Consider the following 16,246-nt stretch of genomic DNA (forward strand, 5'->3'; position numbering starts at 1 on the left):
GGATAGCGAACGCGAGCGAGGCGGGCAATCAGTAACGGGGCGATGTGCCGTACCGCCCATGCCGCGGTTGTGCCCTGCGGCCCTATCCTATCCTGCTGCCAGCGCCATCCGCTTCCGCACCCCATCTGAACGAGTAGTTACCGCACATACGCACATAAATATAGCTAGCATAAAAACCTTTCCTTGTTTTGGGCCATGAGGTGCGAGCACCGGTGCTGTGACCTCGACCGCGTTAGGAACGGGACGGCTAAGCATCGTTTCAGGGTAACGCAGCCTTGAGCGCGTCCAGCAGTAGTTTCCCGGCTTCTTGCATGATCGGCCGTTCAGGACCCATGTACGCGACGCACTCGTTATCGTGCAGTTGCAGCACCTGCTCCTCGAATTTCGGGTCCGTATAGGACATGCCGATCAGCTTCGCCGCCACTTTCGATGCGGAGCCGCAGGGTGTGTCACGCACCACCTTCACGCTCTCGATGATTTTCGTCTTCGGATTCACGTGCACGATCAGCTCCGGGCTACCGAACCGCGCGGCAAACGCCTGTATCTCCGGGTGCGCGCCCGACTTCAGTGCGCAGAGCGGCTCCTGGAATTCGAGGTGGATGCCCTCTTTCTCGAGCTCCTCGGTAATAGAATATTTACCCTCCGGGATCAGGTTGGGATCATCAATGGCCCAGAGGACCGCTTTGACCCCCAGCTTCGCCGCGATGATCGGAACGAGGTCACCGGCCTTCGGGAGTATCCCGAGCACGATGAGGAGATCAGCAGTGCAGAGGGGCAGATCGGCCGGGAGGTCCCGCTCGGGATCGTCGAGAGATAGGGAAGCCAGTTCAAGATCATAGATGCCAACGATACGGTCGGCGAACTCGCTCGCAGCTAGATGCTCGGCGATCAGCTCGCCAAACGAACCATGATAGAGGATATAGATCTGATTCATGAGCGTGTGCGCCCCGTCTTCTGCTCTGCTGCTCACATCGGTCTGGCAGGGGTACCGATTGCTGCAGGAGCTCAACAAACGGAAGTAACGGCGGTGGCTACGCCACTATTCTCGTGTATACCGCCCGGTAAACCTGAGAGAGATCGCCCTTCTCCTGTCTGAACACGTCTTTATCCAGGCTCCGGATCTCGCCGCGTGTCTCGTACGCTTCTTTATCCCAGAACCTGCAGACATCAGGTGTACCCACCTCGTCGCCGAGGATGATCTCACCGCACTTCTTGCAGCGACCGTACTCGAGCTTAAAATCGGCCAGAATGACCGCCTTTGCGCTCAGATACTCGCTCATGAGCTCACCGATGCGCCGCGTCGTAGCCTTGAGGAACTCGATCTCGGGCCGGTCCATCCATCCGTTCGCAACGAGCTCATCCTCAGTCACGGGACGATCGACCGTTTCGAACTTGGTGGTGAATTCCACAAAACTACTGGCGAGAGGCGTCCCTTCTGCCAGTTTCGTGCCCTCGTGCACGAACTCGCCAGTGAGCTGTACCTCACCGCGCTGATAGCGTCGCCAGAGCGAGCCGTAGAGGTAGTTCCGGGCGATGACCTCGACGGGCAGGATCTCGAGATCCTGAGCCACGAGCATGTTCGGTGGCACGAACTCCCGGAAGTGCGTTTTAATCCCTGCAGCTTCGAGCTGCTGGAACCAGAAACAGGAGAGCATGCAGCAGATCGTGCCCTTACCGGTATATTCCGCTTTCTTCAGCCCGTCGAAGGCCGTTACGCGGTCGGTAAAGACGAAGACGATATCGCCATCTGGCCGTTGATACAGGTCCTTCGCTTTCCCGCTTCGCAGATACGTCGCCTCGTTCATGAGCGTTCAGTAGGAATAGCTCGCTACTTTTATATATAAGTCTCTTCCTATAGCAAGCAAACGGAGAGCGTTTAGAGCGCGTAGCGTGGTCATGCAGGCCGTTTCTCATGCGGCGCTCTGTCTTCGTTACGCGGGATTCAGTTAGGCGAGAATGAGAACCGCCAATTTGAAACGGAGCACGAAGGAGACGAGTGTCAGTGTGGACTTGAACCTTGATGGCACGGGCACGAGCGAGATCAGCACGACGATCAGATTCTTCGATCATATGCTCGCGACCTTTGCGAAGCACGGGTTCTTCGACCTGGAGGTGAATGCCGCGGGCGACCTGAGCCACCATATCATCGAGGATACCGGTATCGTTCTGGGCGAGGCGTTCAAGAAGGCCCTGGGAGCTGCGGACTCAGCGGACCGCGCGGCGATCGTGCGATTCGGGTCGGCCACGGTGCCTATGGACGAGTCGATCGCGGGTTGTGCCGTGGATCTCGGCGGAATCGGCGGTGTAGGCCGCGGTTATACGGTATTCGAGGCGGAGTTCGAGAAAGAGCAGGTGGAGGACATCAGCACTGAGAACATCCCCCATTTCATCACGACCTTCGCCACGCACGCGAGCTTCACGATCCACGTCTGGGCACGGGGCGAGAACGAGCACCATAAGATCGAGGCGATCTTCAAGGCCTTAGCGATCGCTCTGGATCGTGCGACACGGCTTGAAGAGCGTAAGACGGCGAAGGTCAGGTAGGTAGTGCAGGGTATTGAGCGTGCGAGATGTGGACTGAGGATTACAGACCGAAGCGGTTGGATGAGCTCATTGGTCATGATGAGGTGGTGAAGCGGCTGCAGGGCTTTGTCAAGGAGCAGACGGTGCCGAACCTCCTGCTCTGGGGGCCACCAGGCTCAGGCAAGACCTCGGTGGTCTACGCGCTGTCGCAGGAGCTCTACGGCGAGTTTTACCGTGAGAACCTCATGCACATAGAGACCGCGGATTTCGTAGAGGGTGGCAAGAGATGGTTGAAGGAGACCAAGCGGTTCAAGTTCTTTTATAACGAGCAGAAGTCCGCGATCGTTATGTTCAAGGACATGCTCCGCGAATATGCCGCGTTGGCACCGATCAATGCGAGCTTCAAGCTCCTGTATTTCAGTAATGCCGATTTGCTGCCCTGGAATGTGCAGCACGCGTTGCGCCGGATCATGGAGCGGAGCAACAGAACCTGCCGGTTCATCTTCGCCACCACGAAACCCGCGAGCATCATTCCGGCTATACGGTCACGCTGCCTGAATCTGCATTTCCGGTCGCTCGCGCAAACGGGCGCGCTGGATCAGCTGCTCGGTGTGGTCGCCCAGCGTGAGGGGATAACGCTTACCGCGGAGGGTCTGGCGGCCCTGGGCGATTACGCACGGGGCGATGCGCGTACTGCACTCCTGATCCTGGAAGCCGCGACGGCACGAGCGGGACCGGAACCGCCGGTGATCATCGATGCGACCCGTATAGCAGCAGTTGCGGCGAACGTGTTTTTCCAGCGCCAGCAAGCGGAGGGGTTGCTCGAATCTGCGTTACGCGGTCGTTACAGGGATGTGCGGGCACGGTTGGAATTCCTGATGCGTGTGGAGCGCGTGGGAGGCCGTGAGCTGCTGCTGGAGCTCCATGAGGCAGTGCGACGGAAGATGCAGCGCGAGATGACGCCTGAGGATCGGGACCGGTATGCACGGGTCATCGTGCACGAGGCTGAGGCTGACCTCAAACTCTGCACCGCGCTACATCCGCTGATACCGCTCGATGAGCTGTTAGCGACGATCGCCTTTCGCGACTGACTGAACGGGTCGTCAGCCCGCGTCACACGCCGCCTTCCACCATCGCTCTGAATGCCTGCTCGTCGAGTATAGTAATCCTGAGCTTCTGCGCCTGCTGGTATTTCGAGCCGGGCTCTTCGCCAGCCACCAGGTAATCAGTCCGTTTCGAGACGCTCGAGGCCACCTTGCCGCCCCTGCGCTCGACGAGCGCCTTTGCTTCCTCACGGGGCAGGGATATGCGGCCCGTGAAGACGAAGGTCTTCCCTTTCAGTGCCGGTGGCGCTGCAGTAGCGGCTGCTGCTTTGATCTCGTACTTCACGCCTGCGCGCTCCAGCTTCTGCAGCAGTTGTTTGGTACCCGGCTGCGCGAAGAACAGGCGGATGCTCTTCGCCACCTCCGGGCCGATTTCCGGTATGCCGGTCAGGTCGTCATACGTGGCGTTCTGGAGCGCTTCCAGCGTGAGGAACTGCTCAGCGAGCAGTGATGCGGTATGCTCACCCACGTGTCGTATCCCGAGCGCGTGGATGAGCCGTGCGAAGCTGGTATGCTTGCTCCGGTCGAGCGCGAGGAGTATTTTCTGCGCTGACTTCTCACCCATTCGCTCCAGGCGTACGAGCTCGCGTTTCGTTAAGAAGAAGAGATCAGCGGGATCGGCGACCATGCCGCGATCCACCAGTTGCTCGATCACCTTCTCACCCAGCCCCTCGATGTTCAGTGCACGGAGCGCGGCGAAATGCTTGATGCGCTCCTTCAGCTGTGCCGGGCAGGCGACACCGATGCAGCGCGCAATCGGCCCTTCCTTGATCACGTCCGAGCCACAGACCGGGCAGTTCTGGGGCATCTGGAACGCCTGCTCCTTACCGGTTCGTTTCGAGGTGATCACGCTCACCACCTCGGGGATCACGTCGCCCGCCCGTTCGACCACCACGGTATCGCCGATCCGCACGTCCTTTCTTCTGAGCTCGTCCTCGTTATGGAGCGTTGCCCGGCTCACGGTCACGCCGGCGATCTGCACCGGCTCAAGGATCGCAACGGGCGTGAGTGCACCGGTCCGTCCCACCTGGACGATGATATCGTTCACCCGTGTGAATTCCTCACGCGCGGGGAATTTGTAGGCGATCGCCCAGCGTGGGCTCCGTGAAATGGTCCCCAGCAGCTCCTGCTGCGCGATGTTGTTCACCTTCACGACGACGCCGTCGATCTCGTAATCAAGCTGGTCACGCTGCTGCTGCACGGTGTTATGGTAACGGATCACGGCGTCGATATCCGTGAACTGTTGGATCAACGGATTTATCCTGAAGCCGATCTGTTTCAGATACGCCAGTGCCTCCTTTTGCGACGAAACGGTTCTGCCTTCGAGGCGGCCGATCCCATAGGCGAAGAAGTCGAGCGGCCGAGCGGCCGTGACCTTCGGATCGAGCTGCCGTACCGAGCCAGCAGCGGCATTACGGGGATTGGCGAAGGTCTTCTCACCGCGTTCGCCCAGTTTCGTGTTCAGCGCCCTGAATTTGCTGAGCGGCATGTAAACCTCGCCACGCACCTCGAGCAGGGCTGGTGGTGCGGTTTCATCAGGCGCATCAGCACGGATGCGTAACGGTATCGAGTTAATCGTCCGCAGGTTCTGGGTGATATCCTCGCCGGTATAGCCGTCACCGCGGGTGCTGCCGGCGGAAAAGGTACCCTGATCGTAGACCAGCTCCATCGCCAGGCCGTCGATCTTCGGCTCCACCACGTACTCGATCACGGACTCCGGCCCCAGAAGCCGGCGCACGCGGTCATCGAAGTCCCGTACGTCCGCTTCGGCCGTGACACTGTTCAGGCTGAGCATCGGGATACGGTGCTCGTACGTGCCGAACTCCTCTAACGGTTTCGCACCGATCCGTTGCGTGGGTGAATCGTGCGTAATCAGCTCGGGGTGTCTTTGCTCCAGATCCACCAGCTCGGCGAACAGGCGGTCGTATTCAGCGTCCGCGATCTCCGGCGCATCCAGGACGTAATAGCGATAATTGTGATAGCGAATCAGCTCTCGTAACTCCTCTATTCGTTTCGTTACCGCCTCGTTATCCCCGTCGCCACCCATGTTTTTATATATTCGTCACCTGATACTTAATACACGAGGTATCAACCAGCATGGCAGCGGAGCGGAATAAAGAGGAGACGTTAATACCGAGCACGGATTACCTGGCCAGCGGCATTCATATCGGCACGCAGCAGAAGACCGGGGACATGAAGCGGTTCATCTACCAGGCGCGGCCGGATGGTTTGTATCTGCTGGATATCAGGCAGATGGATGAGCGGCTGCGACGTGCAGCGAAGTTTTTGGCGAATTACGACCCGAAAACGATTTTGGTGGTTGCGGCGCGCGAATACGGGCACCAGCCAGTGCGGATGTTCGCGGAGGTAACCGGCGCCGCGGCAAATGTCGAGCGGTTCATCCCGGGTACGTTGACCAATCCTGATAGCGCGCACTTCGTCGAGCCTGCCGTGCTGGTCGTGACGGACCCGATGACCGATGAGCAGTCCTTACGGGAAGCAGTGAGCATCGGTATCCCGATCGTTGCCCTCTGTGACGCGAACAATTCGACCTCGAATATCGATCTTATCATTCCGACGAACAACAAGGGCCGGAAGGCGCTTGCCACGGTTTACTGGCTGCTGGCGCGCGAGATGCTGCGCGAGCGGTACCGGCGTGCGGGCATGGAAGGCGAATTCACCTTTGCGTTTACGGCGGACGATTTTGAAGCTTCCCTGTAATGCCTCCGGGAGGTCAGGCGATGAGAAAGTCGGTAGTAGCAGGTTCCTGGTACGAGGGAGATGCAGACCGGTTGAACCGGCAGTTGCAGGGCTTCTTCGCGGACTTGCCGCGTGCGCTGCATGATCAGGTGCTCGGCGCGGTCGTGCCCCATGCGGGCTATCTGTATTCAGGCCGAGTAGCCGCGAGTGTTTACGCACGACTGCCGCCTGCGGACACTTATGTTCTCCTCGGGACCAATCACCAGGCTATCGGCTCACTCATAGCGGTGTCTGCCGAGCCCTGGGAGACGCCTCTGGGCGTGGTCGCGCCTGATGCGGCGTTCATAGAGGCGCTGCCGAGACGGCTCATTGCTGTGGACGAGACGGCGCACCGGTATGAGCATTCCATTGAGCTTCAGCTCCCGTTCCTCCAGTTCTGCTTCGGGCGATCGTTCCGCATCGTGCCGATCAGCATCGGGCTGGGTGACGAGGAAACGGTGCGTGAGATCGGTGACGATCTCGCCAGTACAATCGCCGCATATGACAAGCGCGTGATGATCATAGCGTCATCGGATTTCACGCATTACGAGCCCGAAAAGATCGCGCGTGACAAGGACGGTTACGTGATCGAAGCGATCACGGAGCTGGACGTGCCGAAGTTCTTCAAACGGGTGTACGAGCGGAACGTGACCGCGTGCGGCATTGCGCCGATCGGTGCGATGCTACAGGCAGTCAGGCGACTCGGCGCGACGAGCGGTATCGTGACCGCGTACATGACGAGCGGAGACATCACGGGCGAGCGTTCCAGCGTCGTGGGCTACGGCGGTATTATCCTTGTCTGAACTCTATTACCGCACCTTACCTACCGGCCCTGCAGAGCACGACACCCTGCGGCAGGCGGCATGAATATTGAATATGATAGATACATACCTTACCTATCTAGAACCACCATGGAGGAACTGAAGCGCGGCGCTGCGTTGATACCCGCCTGCAGGGTCTTCTTTGCGGAATACTTACAGAGCGACCTCTTCATCGAACATGCAGGCGCCACACAGCTCATAACGCCCACCGGTGCGTGCTGTCAGCGCCTCTACGCGGTAGGCGCGATAGAATCGGTGGAAGCACGGGGTACGGTCGTCCGGATACAGCTCAACGACAGTACCGCTTCCGTGCCCGTGTACGCGGCACAGGATCGCTATCCCGCGGAACCCGCAGCGGCTGGTACGGACGCCGGGCGGTATCTCGCGATCGCCGGTGCCGTCACGGTGCGTGCCGGCGCGGATGGCAGCAGACGCGCGCGTATTCTGGCCGAAGCGCTCGGGTTCGTTGATGACCGTGCACGAGCGGCCTGGCTCCTTGCGACTGCGCAGAGAACGCTGGCGCGTATCGAGCAGCTCCGAATCCTTTCGAGCGCCCCGAGCTCTTCCGGGCCGGGCGAGTGTGCGCGTGCGCATTACGCGCTCGATACTGAGCGTCTGGACGCGCTGTCGGGTACGGCGATAACCGCGGTCAGCGGCCTGCTGGCGCATTATCGTGCACAAACGCGAGCCTTGATTTTGGATCAGCTCACGAAGGCGGGCACGAGCGGGTTGGACCGGTCACGGGTGCTCGATCGGTTGCGGCGCGGTCACGGATTGCCGGAGACCTGGATCGGGGAGGTCATCGACGGGCTCATCTTCGCGGGCGAGTGCTCAGAATCGGAGAGCAGCGTGTTACGACGCATAAGTTAAGCAGTTGAGCAGTTCAGTGAGCGATTATGCGGTTTGTGCTGGTTACGCAGTCGCTGTAACCGGTGAAGAGCTGGTGCCAGAGTCGCATGCGTGTGCCCCGGACAGTCGAAGTTGCACCTGACCTGCTCTGCGGGTTAAGCGTGGTGGGGTGTTAAAGCAGTTACGGGAAAGAGATAAGTACCGTAACAGCCCCTCAGTGATACACATTGATGTTTGTTATTTGTTTGCGATTTGGATTTTTGAGCTTAGGATTTGTTTGTATTTTGGTATTTGTAATTTGGTATTTTGCCCTTGCGGTAGAGGTTATTATAGGCGCAGAACGGTATTATGCGCCCGTCCGGCAGCCCGTAGTGGATCACGCATTTTCGCACACGTGCGCAATCGAAGTTGTAGGGATCCATGAAGTGCATGGCGCCGACGAAGAGCAGCTTGAAGTGAAGATTGCTGAGGTCGTCGTACGCTTGGCTCTTGACGAAATCGATGAACAGGTCTTTAAGAAGACCGGAGTGGATCGTTCGTATCGCGCTGAGCAGGGAGATCCTGCCGCTTTTACGGTACGAGTCGGCCAGACGTTCAATATCCACGTACTTCGTAAGCGGCTCCACCGTGCCGGTATCGGTATCGAGCACAAGGTATGAGAATGCGCCGCAGGAGAAATGGCAGCCCACATCGGCTTTGCCCAGCGTGCCCAGTAACACGCTCATCACAGACGGCGGATAGAAATCGCTCTGCTGCAGGAAATCAGTCTGTGCCGCGATGTTGCTGATGATATCGGAGACCGTGATCCGCTCCGCTGGACGGTGATTCGTCCGTCCGCAGAAGGAGATTGGTTGGAAATTAACGCCGCGGACAATGTCGCTGTTCGCGATGGCGAACCGTAAAATGTCTCCGATCTGGTCGTCGTTCACGCCCTTGACGATAGTAGGCACGAGCACGATCGCGGGCTTCGGACCTGCCTGCCGGTGGTTCTCGATCGCCTGCTTCTTGACCTCAAGCAGTTTGCGACCCCGTAAGCTCAGGTAGGGCGCCTCAGTCACACCATCGAACTGGAGATAGACCACACTCAAGCCTGCAGACTCCATCGCGCTGCAGAAGGCGGGGCTCGCAGCCATCTTCAGCCCGTTCGTGTTCACCTCCACGTGCTCGAATTTCGTGCGTGCGTAAGCGATCAGCTCCGGGAGATCTGATCTGAGCGTGGGCTCGCCACCACTGAACTGGAGCCCTGAAGCGTTCGTGCTCGCGGCGAACGTGTCAATGATCGCCTTGATAGACGCCGGTGACAGATCAGGTTCCACGAGGTCGTTCTCGCTCTTAGCGAAGCAGGTTGGGCAGCTCAGGTTGCAGCGTTCCGTAACATCGATCACGCCCAGGACCGTTTGTGATTCGTGGTTCGTGCAGAGGCCGCAGGCGAAGGAGCATGCGGCATCATGCTCTGGTTCCCCTGCGCCCGGGCGTCCCGCGCCTGAGAGATCCCGGGCTTCGAATGCACGGTATAGCTCGTAATCTGACCATACGAGGTCTTTGAACACGCCGTGCTCTGCGCAGCGCTTCTCGAGCCATACCGCGCCCTTAGCTTCGTACACCTTTGCCTCGAGGGGTTCATAGCAGATGGGGCAGATGCTCGTGGTGGAGCGAATGCGGGTCATGGTCCACGATAATGCGCGTTGTGTACCTTTCATTATAATAACGGGTACTGATATATCCCGCACCGCCGGCGAGATATCCTACGACTCGTTCATCGAGGGCGGGACCCGGGACGAACTCCCTATACACATGCCAGAGATTCGCGGCGAATACGTCCAAGGTTAGTCGACCGTTGTCCCGATGCGGTATCGCAACCGTAGAGAACGGTTTCACTTTGTTTCCTCCTCCGTGAGCATTTGTTTGAGTTGGGGTTCGAGCACGGGAAGACGTTCCTTGATCACCTTCCAAACGATTTCGTAGTCAACCCCGAAGTAAAAATGAATGAGTTTATCACGCATCTTCGCGATCTCGCTCCACGGGATCTCCCTGTAGTTCTGCCTGAGTTCATGCGGTATGTTCTTAGCAGCCTCACCCATGATTTCAAGCTTGCGAACGACCGCACCGAGGTCTTATCGTCCTCGACGAACTCCTCGTAGGCCATATCACCGACGAATTCGTCGATCTTCTCAATACAGTCGAGTATATCTCCCGTAGATAGAGTGAGTAGTCACGTTTCATGCGTATACGACCTCGTTTAAGATCCGCTCACGCAGCTCTTTGCGCACCACTGGCTTTCGTACCAGCTCTACCTTCTTCCGCAACACCCGCTGGAGGTACCGTTCAAGATTGATGAAGTCAAGGAGATCAGGCACTTCATAGAAGTCCACGAGTATGTCCACATCGCTTTCGGTTGTTTGCTCACTGCGCACAAAGGAGCCAAACACGCCGATCTCTTTTACCTTGTACCGCTCCTTCAAGATGTGTTTGTGCGCTTTTATGGTGGCTAACAACTCGTGTACGCTTTTATCCATTTTCTTTTCCCTTTATGGTGGTCATAGACGATATCTTCACGGTAATCTCCAACCTCTTGTTTTATAGATACGCAACCTCGCGAAGCACCTGTTTGCCGATCCGCGGCTTGAGCGCCGATTTCATCACCAAATCTACCTTAAAGCCTAATAGTCCGTCCGCTCAAGTAATGCTCCAGGTGAATGAATTTTAAAAGCCCTATGTGTGCTTCGAACTCCACGAGGAGATCAAGATCGCTCGATCCAAGAAGCGGTTTATTGTGTGTGGTGTGCAGATAACGACGATACACTTATTCTCTCGCCGGTAGGTGCAGAGCACACTTTGGTACCCGGCAAGATCTTTATTTGGAGTGCCGCTCGTTAAAAATATTGGTGCTAGAAATGGTTACCTTTACGGCAATTCTGCATGAGGAGGAGGATATGTACGTGGCCGAATGTCCAGAGGTCGGAACGGTGAGTCAGGGAGGGACCATAGAAGAGGCTATTGATAATCTCAGAGAAGCTACGGAACTTTATTTGGAAGAGTTCCCCTTAAAGGAAGGCCGGAAATCACTGATGACCACTTTTGAGGTGGCTGTTCGTGCCAAGACTTAAGGACGTCTCGGAAGATACCGTAGTACGAATTCTTTGTAATAAGATGGGTTTTGAGATTAGCAGCCAATCAGGCAGCCATGTCAGACTTTCCAAGATGAGACCAGAGGGCAAAGTTGGCACGGTCGTTCCCTTGCATAAAGAGCTGAATAATAGGTACGTTGAGTGGAGTTCTCAAATAGGCAAAAGTAGATATGAAGGAGTTCTCCAAATATCTGTGATTAACTCTTCAGTCACATGGATGATTCTATCTAACTAACGTCAGCGACCAAAAATGGGACAACTACGTTCATCGAGTCGGATACTCATGAGAGGCTAAAAGAAAACTGCCTCAAATAATATAATCCTCTTAGTCTGGTACAGAGCCATGCACCTAAAGATCCAAGCAGTTCCCCCTTTCGATTTCCATTTAAGCGCTACCATCTTCGCCACCGGCGACCCACAGGTCCGCACCTACGCAAACGGAACGTTCTGGCAGGTACTTCGCGTCAACTCCAAACTGGCGCTCGTTATCGTAACAGCTTCAGGCACCGTTGAGCAGCCCGAGCTGTCAGTCGATTTACAGCCCCGGGATGAGCTTTCTCCTGATGATATCGAGCAGGTCGAAGCAACGATCGCATCGCTCTTCAATATACCACTCGATTTGACCGCGTTTTACCAGGACGTGCAGGCCGATGCGGTGCTTGCCGCGCTCACCAGACGACTCAGCGGCTTGAAGGGCCCGAGCACACCCACCGTCTTCGAAGCGCTGGTGGACTCGATCATCGAGCAGCAGATCGCGCTCAACGTCGCGCACCGCCTGGAACGCACGGTGATCAAGACGTTTGGTGCGGTGCTGGAGTTGGATGCGGCTGTTTATTATGCCTATCCCACACCGGAAAACATTGCTGCTGGAACGATCGACCAGCTCCGTGCTTGCGGGCTGAGCATGCGCAAAGCGGAATATATCTACGGTATCGCTACTGCAATTGTAGACGGAGAGCTGGATTTAGAGCGATTCAAGACCTGCGAAGACGCTGAACTGATCATCAGGGAGCTGACGCAGGTACGCGGCATCGGGCGGTGGACCGCGGAGTTGACGATGCTCAGGGGCATGCACAAATCAGAGGCTTTCCCAGCTGACGATTTGGGGTTACGGCGGCATATCGCGCACTATTACTGTGACGATCACAAAATCTCGGGCGCTGAGGCGCGAGCAATAGCGGAAAACTGGGGCCGATGGAAAGGGCTGGCTGCGTATTATCTGGTGGTGGCTGATCGGCTGGGCATGGAGCGTGAGGTCACAAATAATAATACTTCCCGCTCTGCTTCTGCTCGCGGTCCTTAGCTGACCCGATCTTATTGATCCGCGGCCGGAGCGTGCTCTCGTCACGCCTGAAGGTCACGCCCAGCTCCTTCAGGAACGAATTCATGCCGGCACGCATATCAAAAATCCCGGTGATCTCACCCCGCATGCCCGGCGTGCCCTCGAAGACCATCAACCGATCGCTCAGCATGTCGATCAGGTAGATGTCATGATCAACGATCAGCATCGAGACGGTGCGCCGTTCAGCATACCGCCGCAGTGTCTTGATCAATCGCACCTTCTGCTCGACATCGAGGTGCGCCGATGGCTCGTCCAGCACGTAAAACGGGGCGTCCCGGCAGAGGCACGCGGCAATTGCCACGCTCTGCAACTCGCCGCCGCTGAGTTCCGTAATAACCTTCTCCTCGATCTCCGGGATACCTAACGGTCTGATCACCTCGATAATGTCCGCCTCGGTCAACCCGTTCTCCTTGAGCGATGCGAAGAAATCCTTCACCGTCATCCCCAGCTCGCCCCGGATGTACTGCGGCTTGTAGGAGATGGTGATGTCAAGCTCAATGCTGCCCGCTGTGGGCTCGACATCGCCTACCAGTACCTTCACAAAAGTGCTTTTCCCGATCGCGTTACGGCCGACGCCGCCGAGCACCTCGCCCTCCGCGATACTGCCGGGCTTCGCTGCCAGAACAAAACCGCTTTCATCGTATCGTTTCTCAAAGCCCGCGTATTCGAGGTGTATGGGTCGCTCTTCAAGCGTTTCACGCGGCGGATGCGCCGTGAACTCGATCGGTTTGTCCCGTATCCGCACGTTCTCCGCCTGCAAGAACCCGCTCAGATACTCATTGATGCCCCGGCTCGTGCTCTTCGGCATCGTGACCACGCCGTACTCGCCCGGCATGCCGTAGAGCAGATGCACGTAGTCCGCAAGCATATCAAGGATCGCGAGATCATGCTCTACCACCATTACCGCTTTCCCCTCCAGTGCTGCCCGTATCCCCTTTGCCACGCGGACGCGCTGATAGATATCGAGATACGGCGTTACCTCGTCAAAGAAGTAGAAATCAGCATCGCGAATCAGACAGGCGATCACCGCAACGCGCTGTAACTCGCCGCCGCTGAGCGATTTGATGTCCGTATTCAATGCTGTCTCGATCTCAAACGCTCTGGCAAGCTCAGATGCTTCGCCCGTCTCATCCGTGCTCGCCAGCAGCTCGGCGGCCGAACCCTCAAAGTAGCGGGGTATCGCATCCACATACTGTGGCTTATAGGAGACTTTAATTCTGTTCTTTGCGAGTTTATCGAAGTAGTTCTGCAGCTCTGAGCCCGCGTAGCGTTTGATGATCTCACCCCAGGCCACCTCAGCCTCGACATTACCCAGATTCGGCCGCTGCAGCCCTGCGAGGATCTTCACCGCGGTGCTCTTCCCGATGCCGTTCTGGCCGAGCAGCCCGGTAATTTTGCCGGCCTTGGGAATCGGCATGCCGTAGAGCACAAAACCATTCTCACCATAGCGGTGCGTCTCTTCACCTTCCAGTTCCTCAGGCAGACCGATAATCGAGATCGCCCTGAACGGGCATTTCTTGATGCAGATCCCGCACCCCTCGCATAACTCCTCGGAGATGATTGGCTTGCTGTCCGCGCCCAGAATGACCGTCTCCTCGCCCGTTCGCACCATGGGGCAGTACTTCATGCACTCGTAGGAGCACTTCTTCGGCTGACATTTGTCCTTCTTCACGATCGCGATGCGCATCTTAGTTACCTGCTCGAGTGCATCAGAGCTCGCAGCTCATCATAACACTCGTCCTGTAGCGCCGCGATGAGGGATACATTATGCGTCCTTCCTGCCTCGGTCTCCAGTGCCCGCCCCTCAAGATCCGTTAGCGTGCCCCCAGCCTCCTGCAAGATCAGAGCAGCGCCGGCGATATCATAGCCGTTGACGAGTCCCCGCACGTCGAGAAAGCCATCTATCGCACCTTCCGCAATAAGGCAGAGCTCCAGCGCCACGCTGCCCAGCACCCTGATCACCTTTTCTCCGTTCGCCGCGAGAAACGTGAGCACCGCCTCAGGAATCGAGGTCGCACCGTAGGTGTAAACCGAGAACGCCCGCTTCGTCTTGCCGCATATCGTACGTGGCAGCTGGCTGCCGTTAACCCATGCGTGTCCACCGCGCACTGCGTAGTAGGTCTTCCCGTAGATCGCAGCAACAACGCTCGCCTGAATATCCTCGAACCGCACATGCTCGACGTGCGGCGAATACGCAATCGAGGAGCAGAAGACCGGGATACCCAGGACGACATTGGTGGAGCCGTCAATCGGATCGAAAATGAGGGTGAATTCCGGCTCGCCACCTGCGGGATAGATATGATCGCCCAGCTCCTCTGAAATAATGCGTGCACAGCGCTCATGCCGCTGTAATGCGCGATGCATCGCCTCTTCCGCATGGAGATCAATCTTCCGCGTGACGTCCTGCGGCCTTTGCTTCAGCACCGCACCGTAATCCGTATTCTCTGCAAGATACCCCTGTATTGCCGTTCTGATCTCCGTGGCGAGCGCTAAGAGCTCCTTGATCTCCATGCTAACCTCAAAACGCTTACTGCTCTGCCGAGTGCGCCCGGCGCGCTTGCTCCTTCAAGCCCGCTTCACGCTTCTCCGCCTGCTTCTGCTGGAGTGCAGTAATAGCGGACCTATCCAGGGGCTTCGCCTCGATGAAACTCCACTGTTGCGCACTCTCGAAGACTTCCTTGCCCACATCGGTGTGCACGATCACGACCGAAGCGCCCGCTGAGGCACTGATCGAGCCCACACTGAGGTCTGCAAACTGCCCGATCAGATCCGCGCAGGTCTTACATCCCTCACGCTTTTCGCCTTCGCTTGTAAGAACACCATCGCAAAAGACCGCGATTCGTAATCGCACCACAGACGAGAAATTATGAGCGTTGTGGGTTTCTCGACCTACAGAGAGCAGCTTCTCATACGCTTCCATCTGACACGGGGTCCCGACTAGCGCAACGGACCAGAGCCCGTAATTCACGATCGCATCGGCCAGACCCGTCAGCGCGGCCGCAGCGCCGTAATTGCCGCCGGCATGCTCGATCAATGCGCCCTTGTGCATCGCAATACGCACCTCAGGCAGCGCGCCATCCGTATCCGCGACCGCGACCACACCCTCGACGAGCGCATCGGCCAGTGCTGATGCGAGCAGCGACGTGAGCACGTCGTCGGCCACGCCAGCAGCCTTTATTTCCGCATCACTGGTGACCACTTCATAATACTCTCCCAGGTCTTCCCGTAACGCGGGCTTCTCCACCCGCGGGCACTGGTAATAGCAGTAGCCGCAATCGATCGGGCACTGGAGCTCGTCGCCCATCGCCGCTCTTACTAACGGAGTAGCCGCGCATGCTTCACCTGCCGGTGTGGACTGCTGATGGCCCCCCAGTACGGGCAGGCCCGATACCGGGTCAATGCTGAGAAAATCGAGATCGAGTAACCGACAGACAGCCACGCATGCACCGCAGCCTGAGCACGTACCCGCATCAATTACGTCACGCTTCAAATCACTGAATTCCTTCCTCTTTTCCATTTTTCTTACGTTCCATCCCGCTCCTGGTCTATGGTTCGCTCCTACCATTACATGCCGCCGTGCATATAAAAATGATCATTCCGGTCTTATGCGCAGGTAAAAGCGGGGCTGTAAAGTAAATGGGTGCTGGCAGCAAATGTGACTCGAAAATTATCCCGCAGAGTGGAACATAGTGCTCGTGATGGGTGATTTAGATCACTAACCCCCAACAGCTTGACAGCCGC

General features: G+C 57.3%; 15 protein-coding genes and 2 pseudogenes. 8 read left to right on the top strand and 9 right to left on the bottom strand.

What is annotated here, in order from left to right:
- Positions 1-259 precede the first annotated feature (259 nt).
- Positions 260-934, bottom strand: a complete 675-nt coding sequence (locus ENN68_00650) for a hypothetical protein (protein HDS44607.1) — start codon at positions 932-934, stop codon at positions 260-262.
- Between the two features lie 97 nt (positions 935-1,031).
- Entirely contained in the window at positions 1,032-1,805 is a 774-nt protein-coding gene (gene purC, locus ENN68_00655; protein ID HDS44608.1) for a phosphoribosylaminoimidazolesuccinocarboxamide synthase, read from the bottom strand.
- A gap of 151 nt (positions 1,806-1,956) precedes the next feature.
- Between purC and ENN68_00660 the strand changes: the two genes are divergently transcribed.
- Together ENN68_00660 and ENN68_00665 are read left to right on the top strand one after the other, a co-directional pair.
- Positions 1,957-2,544, top strand: coding sequence for an imidazoleglycerol-phosphate dehydratase (locus tag ENN68_00660; protein HDS44609.1), 588 nt, complete (start codon positions 1,957-1,959; stop codon positions 2,542-2,544).
- Positions 2,545-2,570: 26 nt separating this feature from the next.
- A complete protein-coding gene (locus ENN68_00665) occupies positions 2,571-3,614 on the top strand; it encodes an AAA family ATPase (GenBank protein HDS44610.1) in 1,044 nt (347 codons plus the stop codon).
- A gap of 22 nt (positions 3,615-3,636) precedes the next feature.
- Here ENN68_00665 and ligA read toward each other — a convergent pair whose 3' ends face one another.
- Positions 3,637-5,673, bottom strand: a complete 2,037-nt coding sequence (ligA, locus tag ENN68_00670) for an NAD-dependent DNA ligase LigA (protein HDS44611.1) — start codon at positions 5,671-5,673, stop codon at positions 3,637-3,639.
- Positions 5,674-5,723: 50 nt separating this feature from the next.
- Here ligA and ENN68_00675 point away from each other — a divergent pair, with 50 nt between their 5' ends.
- The 3 genes from ENN68_00675 (at position 5,724) to ENN68_00685 (ending at position 8,056) form a co-directional block, all read left to right on the top strand.
- Positions 5,724-6,347: a 30S ribosomal protein S2 gene (locus tag ENN68_00675; protein HDS44612.1), complete on the top strand. Its 624-nt coding sequence runs from the start codon at positions 5,724-5,726 to the stop codon at positions 6,345-6,347.
- Between the two features lie 20 nt (positions 6,348-6,367).
- Positions 6,368-7,168, top strand: coding sequence for an MEMO1 family protein (locus ENN68_00680; protein ID HDS44613.1), 801 nt, complete (start codon positions 6,368-6,370; stop codon positions 7,166-7,168).
- A gap of 108 nt (positions 7,169-7,276) precedes the next feature.
- Positions 7,277-8,056: a hypothetical protein gene (locus ENN68_00685; protein HDS44614.1), complete on the top strand. Its 780-nt coding sequence runs from the start codon at positions 7,277-7,279 to the stop codon at positions 8,054-8,056.
- Positions 8,057-8,301: 245 nt separating this feature from the next.
- On the opposite strand, the gene ENN68_00690 is transcribed toward ENN68_00685, so the two are convergent.
- The 3 genes and pseudogenes from ENN68_00690 to ENN68_00700 all read right to left on the bottom strand — a co-directional run bounded on the left by ENN68_00690 (position 8,302) and on the right by ENN68_00700 (position 10,551).
- Positions 8,302-9,735: a radical SAM protein gene (locus ENN68_00690; GenBank protein ID HDS44615.1), complete on the bottom strand. Its 1,434-nt coding sequence runs from the start codon at positions 9,733-9,735 to the stop codon at positions 8,302-8,304.
- Positions 9,736-9,909: 174 nt separating this feature from the next.
- A pseudogene (locus tag ENN68_00695) lies at positions 9,910-10,258 on the bottom strand (DUF86 domain-containing protein).
- Entirely contained in the window at positions 10,255-10,551 is a 297-nt protein-coding gene (locus tag ENN68_00700; GenBank protein ID HDS44616.1) for a nucleotidyltransferase, read from the bottom strand. Before ENN68_00700 ends, ENN68_00695 begins: the two are co-directional and overlap by 4 nt.
- A gap of 378 nt (positions 10,552-10,929) precedes the next feature.
- Here ENN68_00700 and ENN68_00705 point away from each other — a divergent pair, with 378 nt between their 5' ends.
- The 3 genes and pseudogenes from ENN68_00705 (at position 10,930) to ENN68_00715 (ending at position 12,466) form a co-directional block, all read left to right on the top strand.
- A complete protein-coding gene (locus ENN68_00705) occupies positions 10,930-11,142 on the top strand; it encodes a type II toxin-antitoxin system HicB family antitoxin (protein ID HDS44617.1) in 213 nt (70 codons plus the stop codon).
- Positions 11,129-11,321 (top strand): annotated as a pseudogene (locus ENN68_00710) (type II toxin-antitoxin system HicA family toxin). The gene ENN68_00705 and the pseudogene ENN68_00710 overlap by 14 nt, the downstream one beginning before the upstream one ends.
- Positions 11,322-11,506: 185 nt before the next feature.
- Positions 11,507-12,466 (top strand): DNA-3-methyladenine glycosylase 2 family protein, encoded by a 960-nt coding sequence (locus ENN68_00715; protein ID HDS44618.1) that lies wholly within the window; start codon positions 11,507-11,509, stop codon positions 12,464-12,466.
- On the opposite strand, the gene ENN68_00720 is transcribed toward ENN68_00715, so the two are convergent.
- Genes ENN68_00720 through ENN68_00730 form a run of 3 tightly spaced genes read right to left on the bottom strand, consistent with a single transcriptional unit; the run spans position 12,420 to position 16,070 of the window.
- Positions 12,420-14,192, bottom strand: coding sequence for a ribosome biogenesis/translation initiation ATPase RLI (locus ENN68_00720; protein HDS44619.1), 1,773 nt, complete (start codon positions 14,190-14,192; stop codon positions 12,420-12,422). The genes ENN68_00715 and ENN68_00720 overlap by 47 nt on opposite strands.
- 5 nt (positions 14,193-14,197) lie before the next feature.
- Positions 14,198-15,016 carry an inositol-1-monophosphatase gene (locus ENN68_00725; protein HDS44620.1) on the bottom strand — a complete coding sequence of 273 codons (819 nt, stop codon included), beginning with the start codon at positions 15,014-15,016 and terminating at the stop codon, positions 14,198-14,200.
- Between the two features lie 16 nt (positions 15,017-15,032).
- Complete coding sequence (locus ENN68_00730; GenBank protein HDS44621.1) at positions 15,033-16,070, bottom strand: hypothetical protein; 1,038 nt, start codon at positions 16,068-16,070, stop codon at positions 15,033-15,035.
- Positions 16,071-16,246: the final 176 nt, after the last annotated feature.

This window comes from Methanomicrobia archaeon, from assembly GCA_011049045.1.
Taxonomy (GTDB): Archaea; Halobacteriota; Syntropharchaeia; order Alkanophagales; family Methanospirareceae; genus JACGMN01.

Bases quoted from the DNA above. Each gene is read 5' to 3' on its own strand.
- ENN68_00650 (HDS44607.1), bottom strand. From the start codon at position 934: ATGAATCAGATCTATATCCTCTATCATGGTTCGTTTGGCGAGCTGATC.
- purC (HDS44608.1), bottom strand. From the start codon at position 1,805: ATGAACGAGGCGACGTATCTGCGAAGCGGGAAAGCGAAGGACCTGTAT.
- ENN68_00660 (HDS44609.1), top strand. From the start codon at position 1,957: ATGAGAACCGCCAATTTGAAACGGAGCACGAAGGAGACGAGTGTCAGT.
- ENN68_00665 (HDS44610.1), top strand. From the start codon at position 2,571: ATGTGGACTGAGGATTACAGACCGAAGCGGTTGGATGAGCTCATTGGT.
- ligA (HDS44611.1), bottom strand. From the start codon at position 5,673: ATGGGTGGCGACGGGGATAACGAGGCGGTAACGAAACGAATAGAGGAG.
- ENN68_00675 (HDS44612.1), top strand. From the start codon at position 5,724: ATGGCAGCGGAGCGGAATAAAGAGGAGACGTTAATACCGAGCACGGAT.
- ENN68_00680 (HDS44613.1), top strand. From the start codon at position 6,368: ATGAGAAAGTCGGTAGTAGCAGGTTCCTGGTACGAGGGAGATGCAGAC.
- ENN68_00685 (HDS44614.1), top strand. From the start codon at position 7,277: ATGGAGGAACTGAAGCGCGGCGCTGCGTTGATACCCGCCTGCAGGGTC.
- ENN68_00690 (HDS44615.1), bottom strand. From the start codon at position 9,735: ATGAAAGGTACACAACGCGCATTATCGTGGACCATGACCCGCATTCGC.
- ENN68_00700 (HDS44616.1), bottom strand. From the start codon at position 10,551: ATGGATAAAAGCGTACACGAGTTGTTAGCCACCATAAAAGCGCACAAA.
- ENN68_00705 (HDS44617.1), top strand. From the start codon at position 10,930: ATGGTTACCTTTACGGCAATTCTGCATGAGGAGGAGGATATGTACGTG.
- ENN68_00715 (HDS44618.1), top strand. From the start codon at position 11,507: ATGCACCTAAAGATCCAAGCAGTTCCCCCTTTCGATTTCCATTTAAGC.
- ENN68_00720 (HDS44619.1), bottom strand. From the start codon at position 14,192: ATGCGCATCGCGATCGTGAAGAAGGACAAATGTCAGCCGAAGAAGTGC.
- ENN68_00725 (HDS44620.1), bottom strand. From the start codon at position 15,016: ATGGAGATCAAGGAGCTCTTAGCGCTCGCCACGGAGATCAGAACGGCA.
- ENN68_00730 (HDS44621.1), bottom strand. From the start codon at position 16,070: ATGGTAGGAGCGAACCATAGACCAGGAGCGGGATGGAACGTAAGAAAA.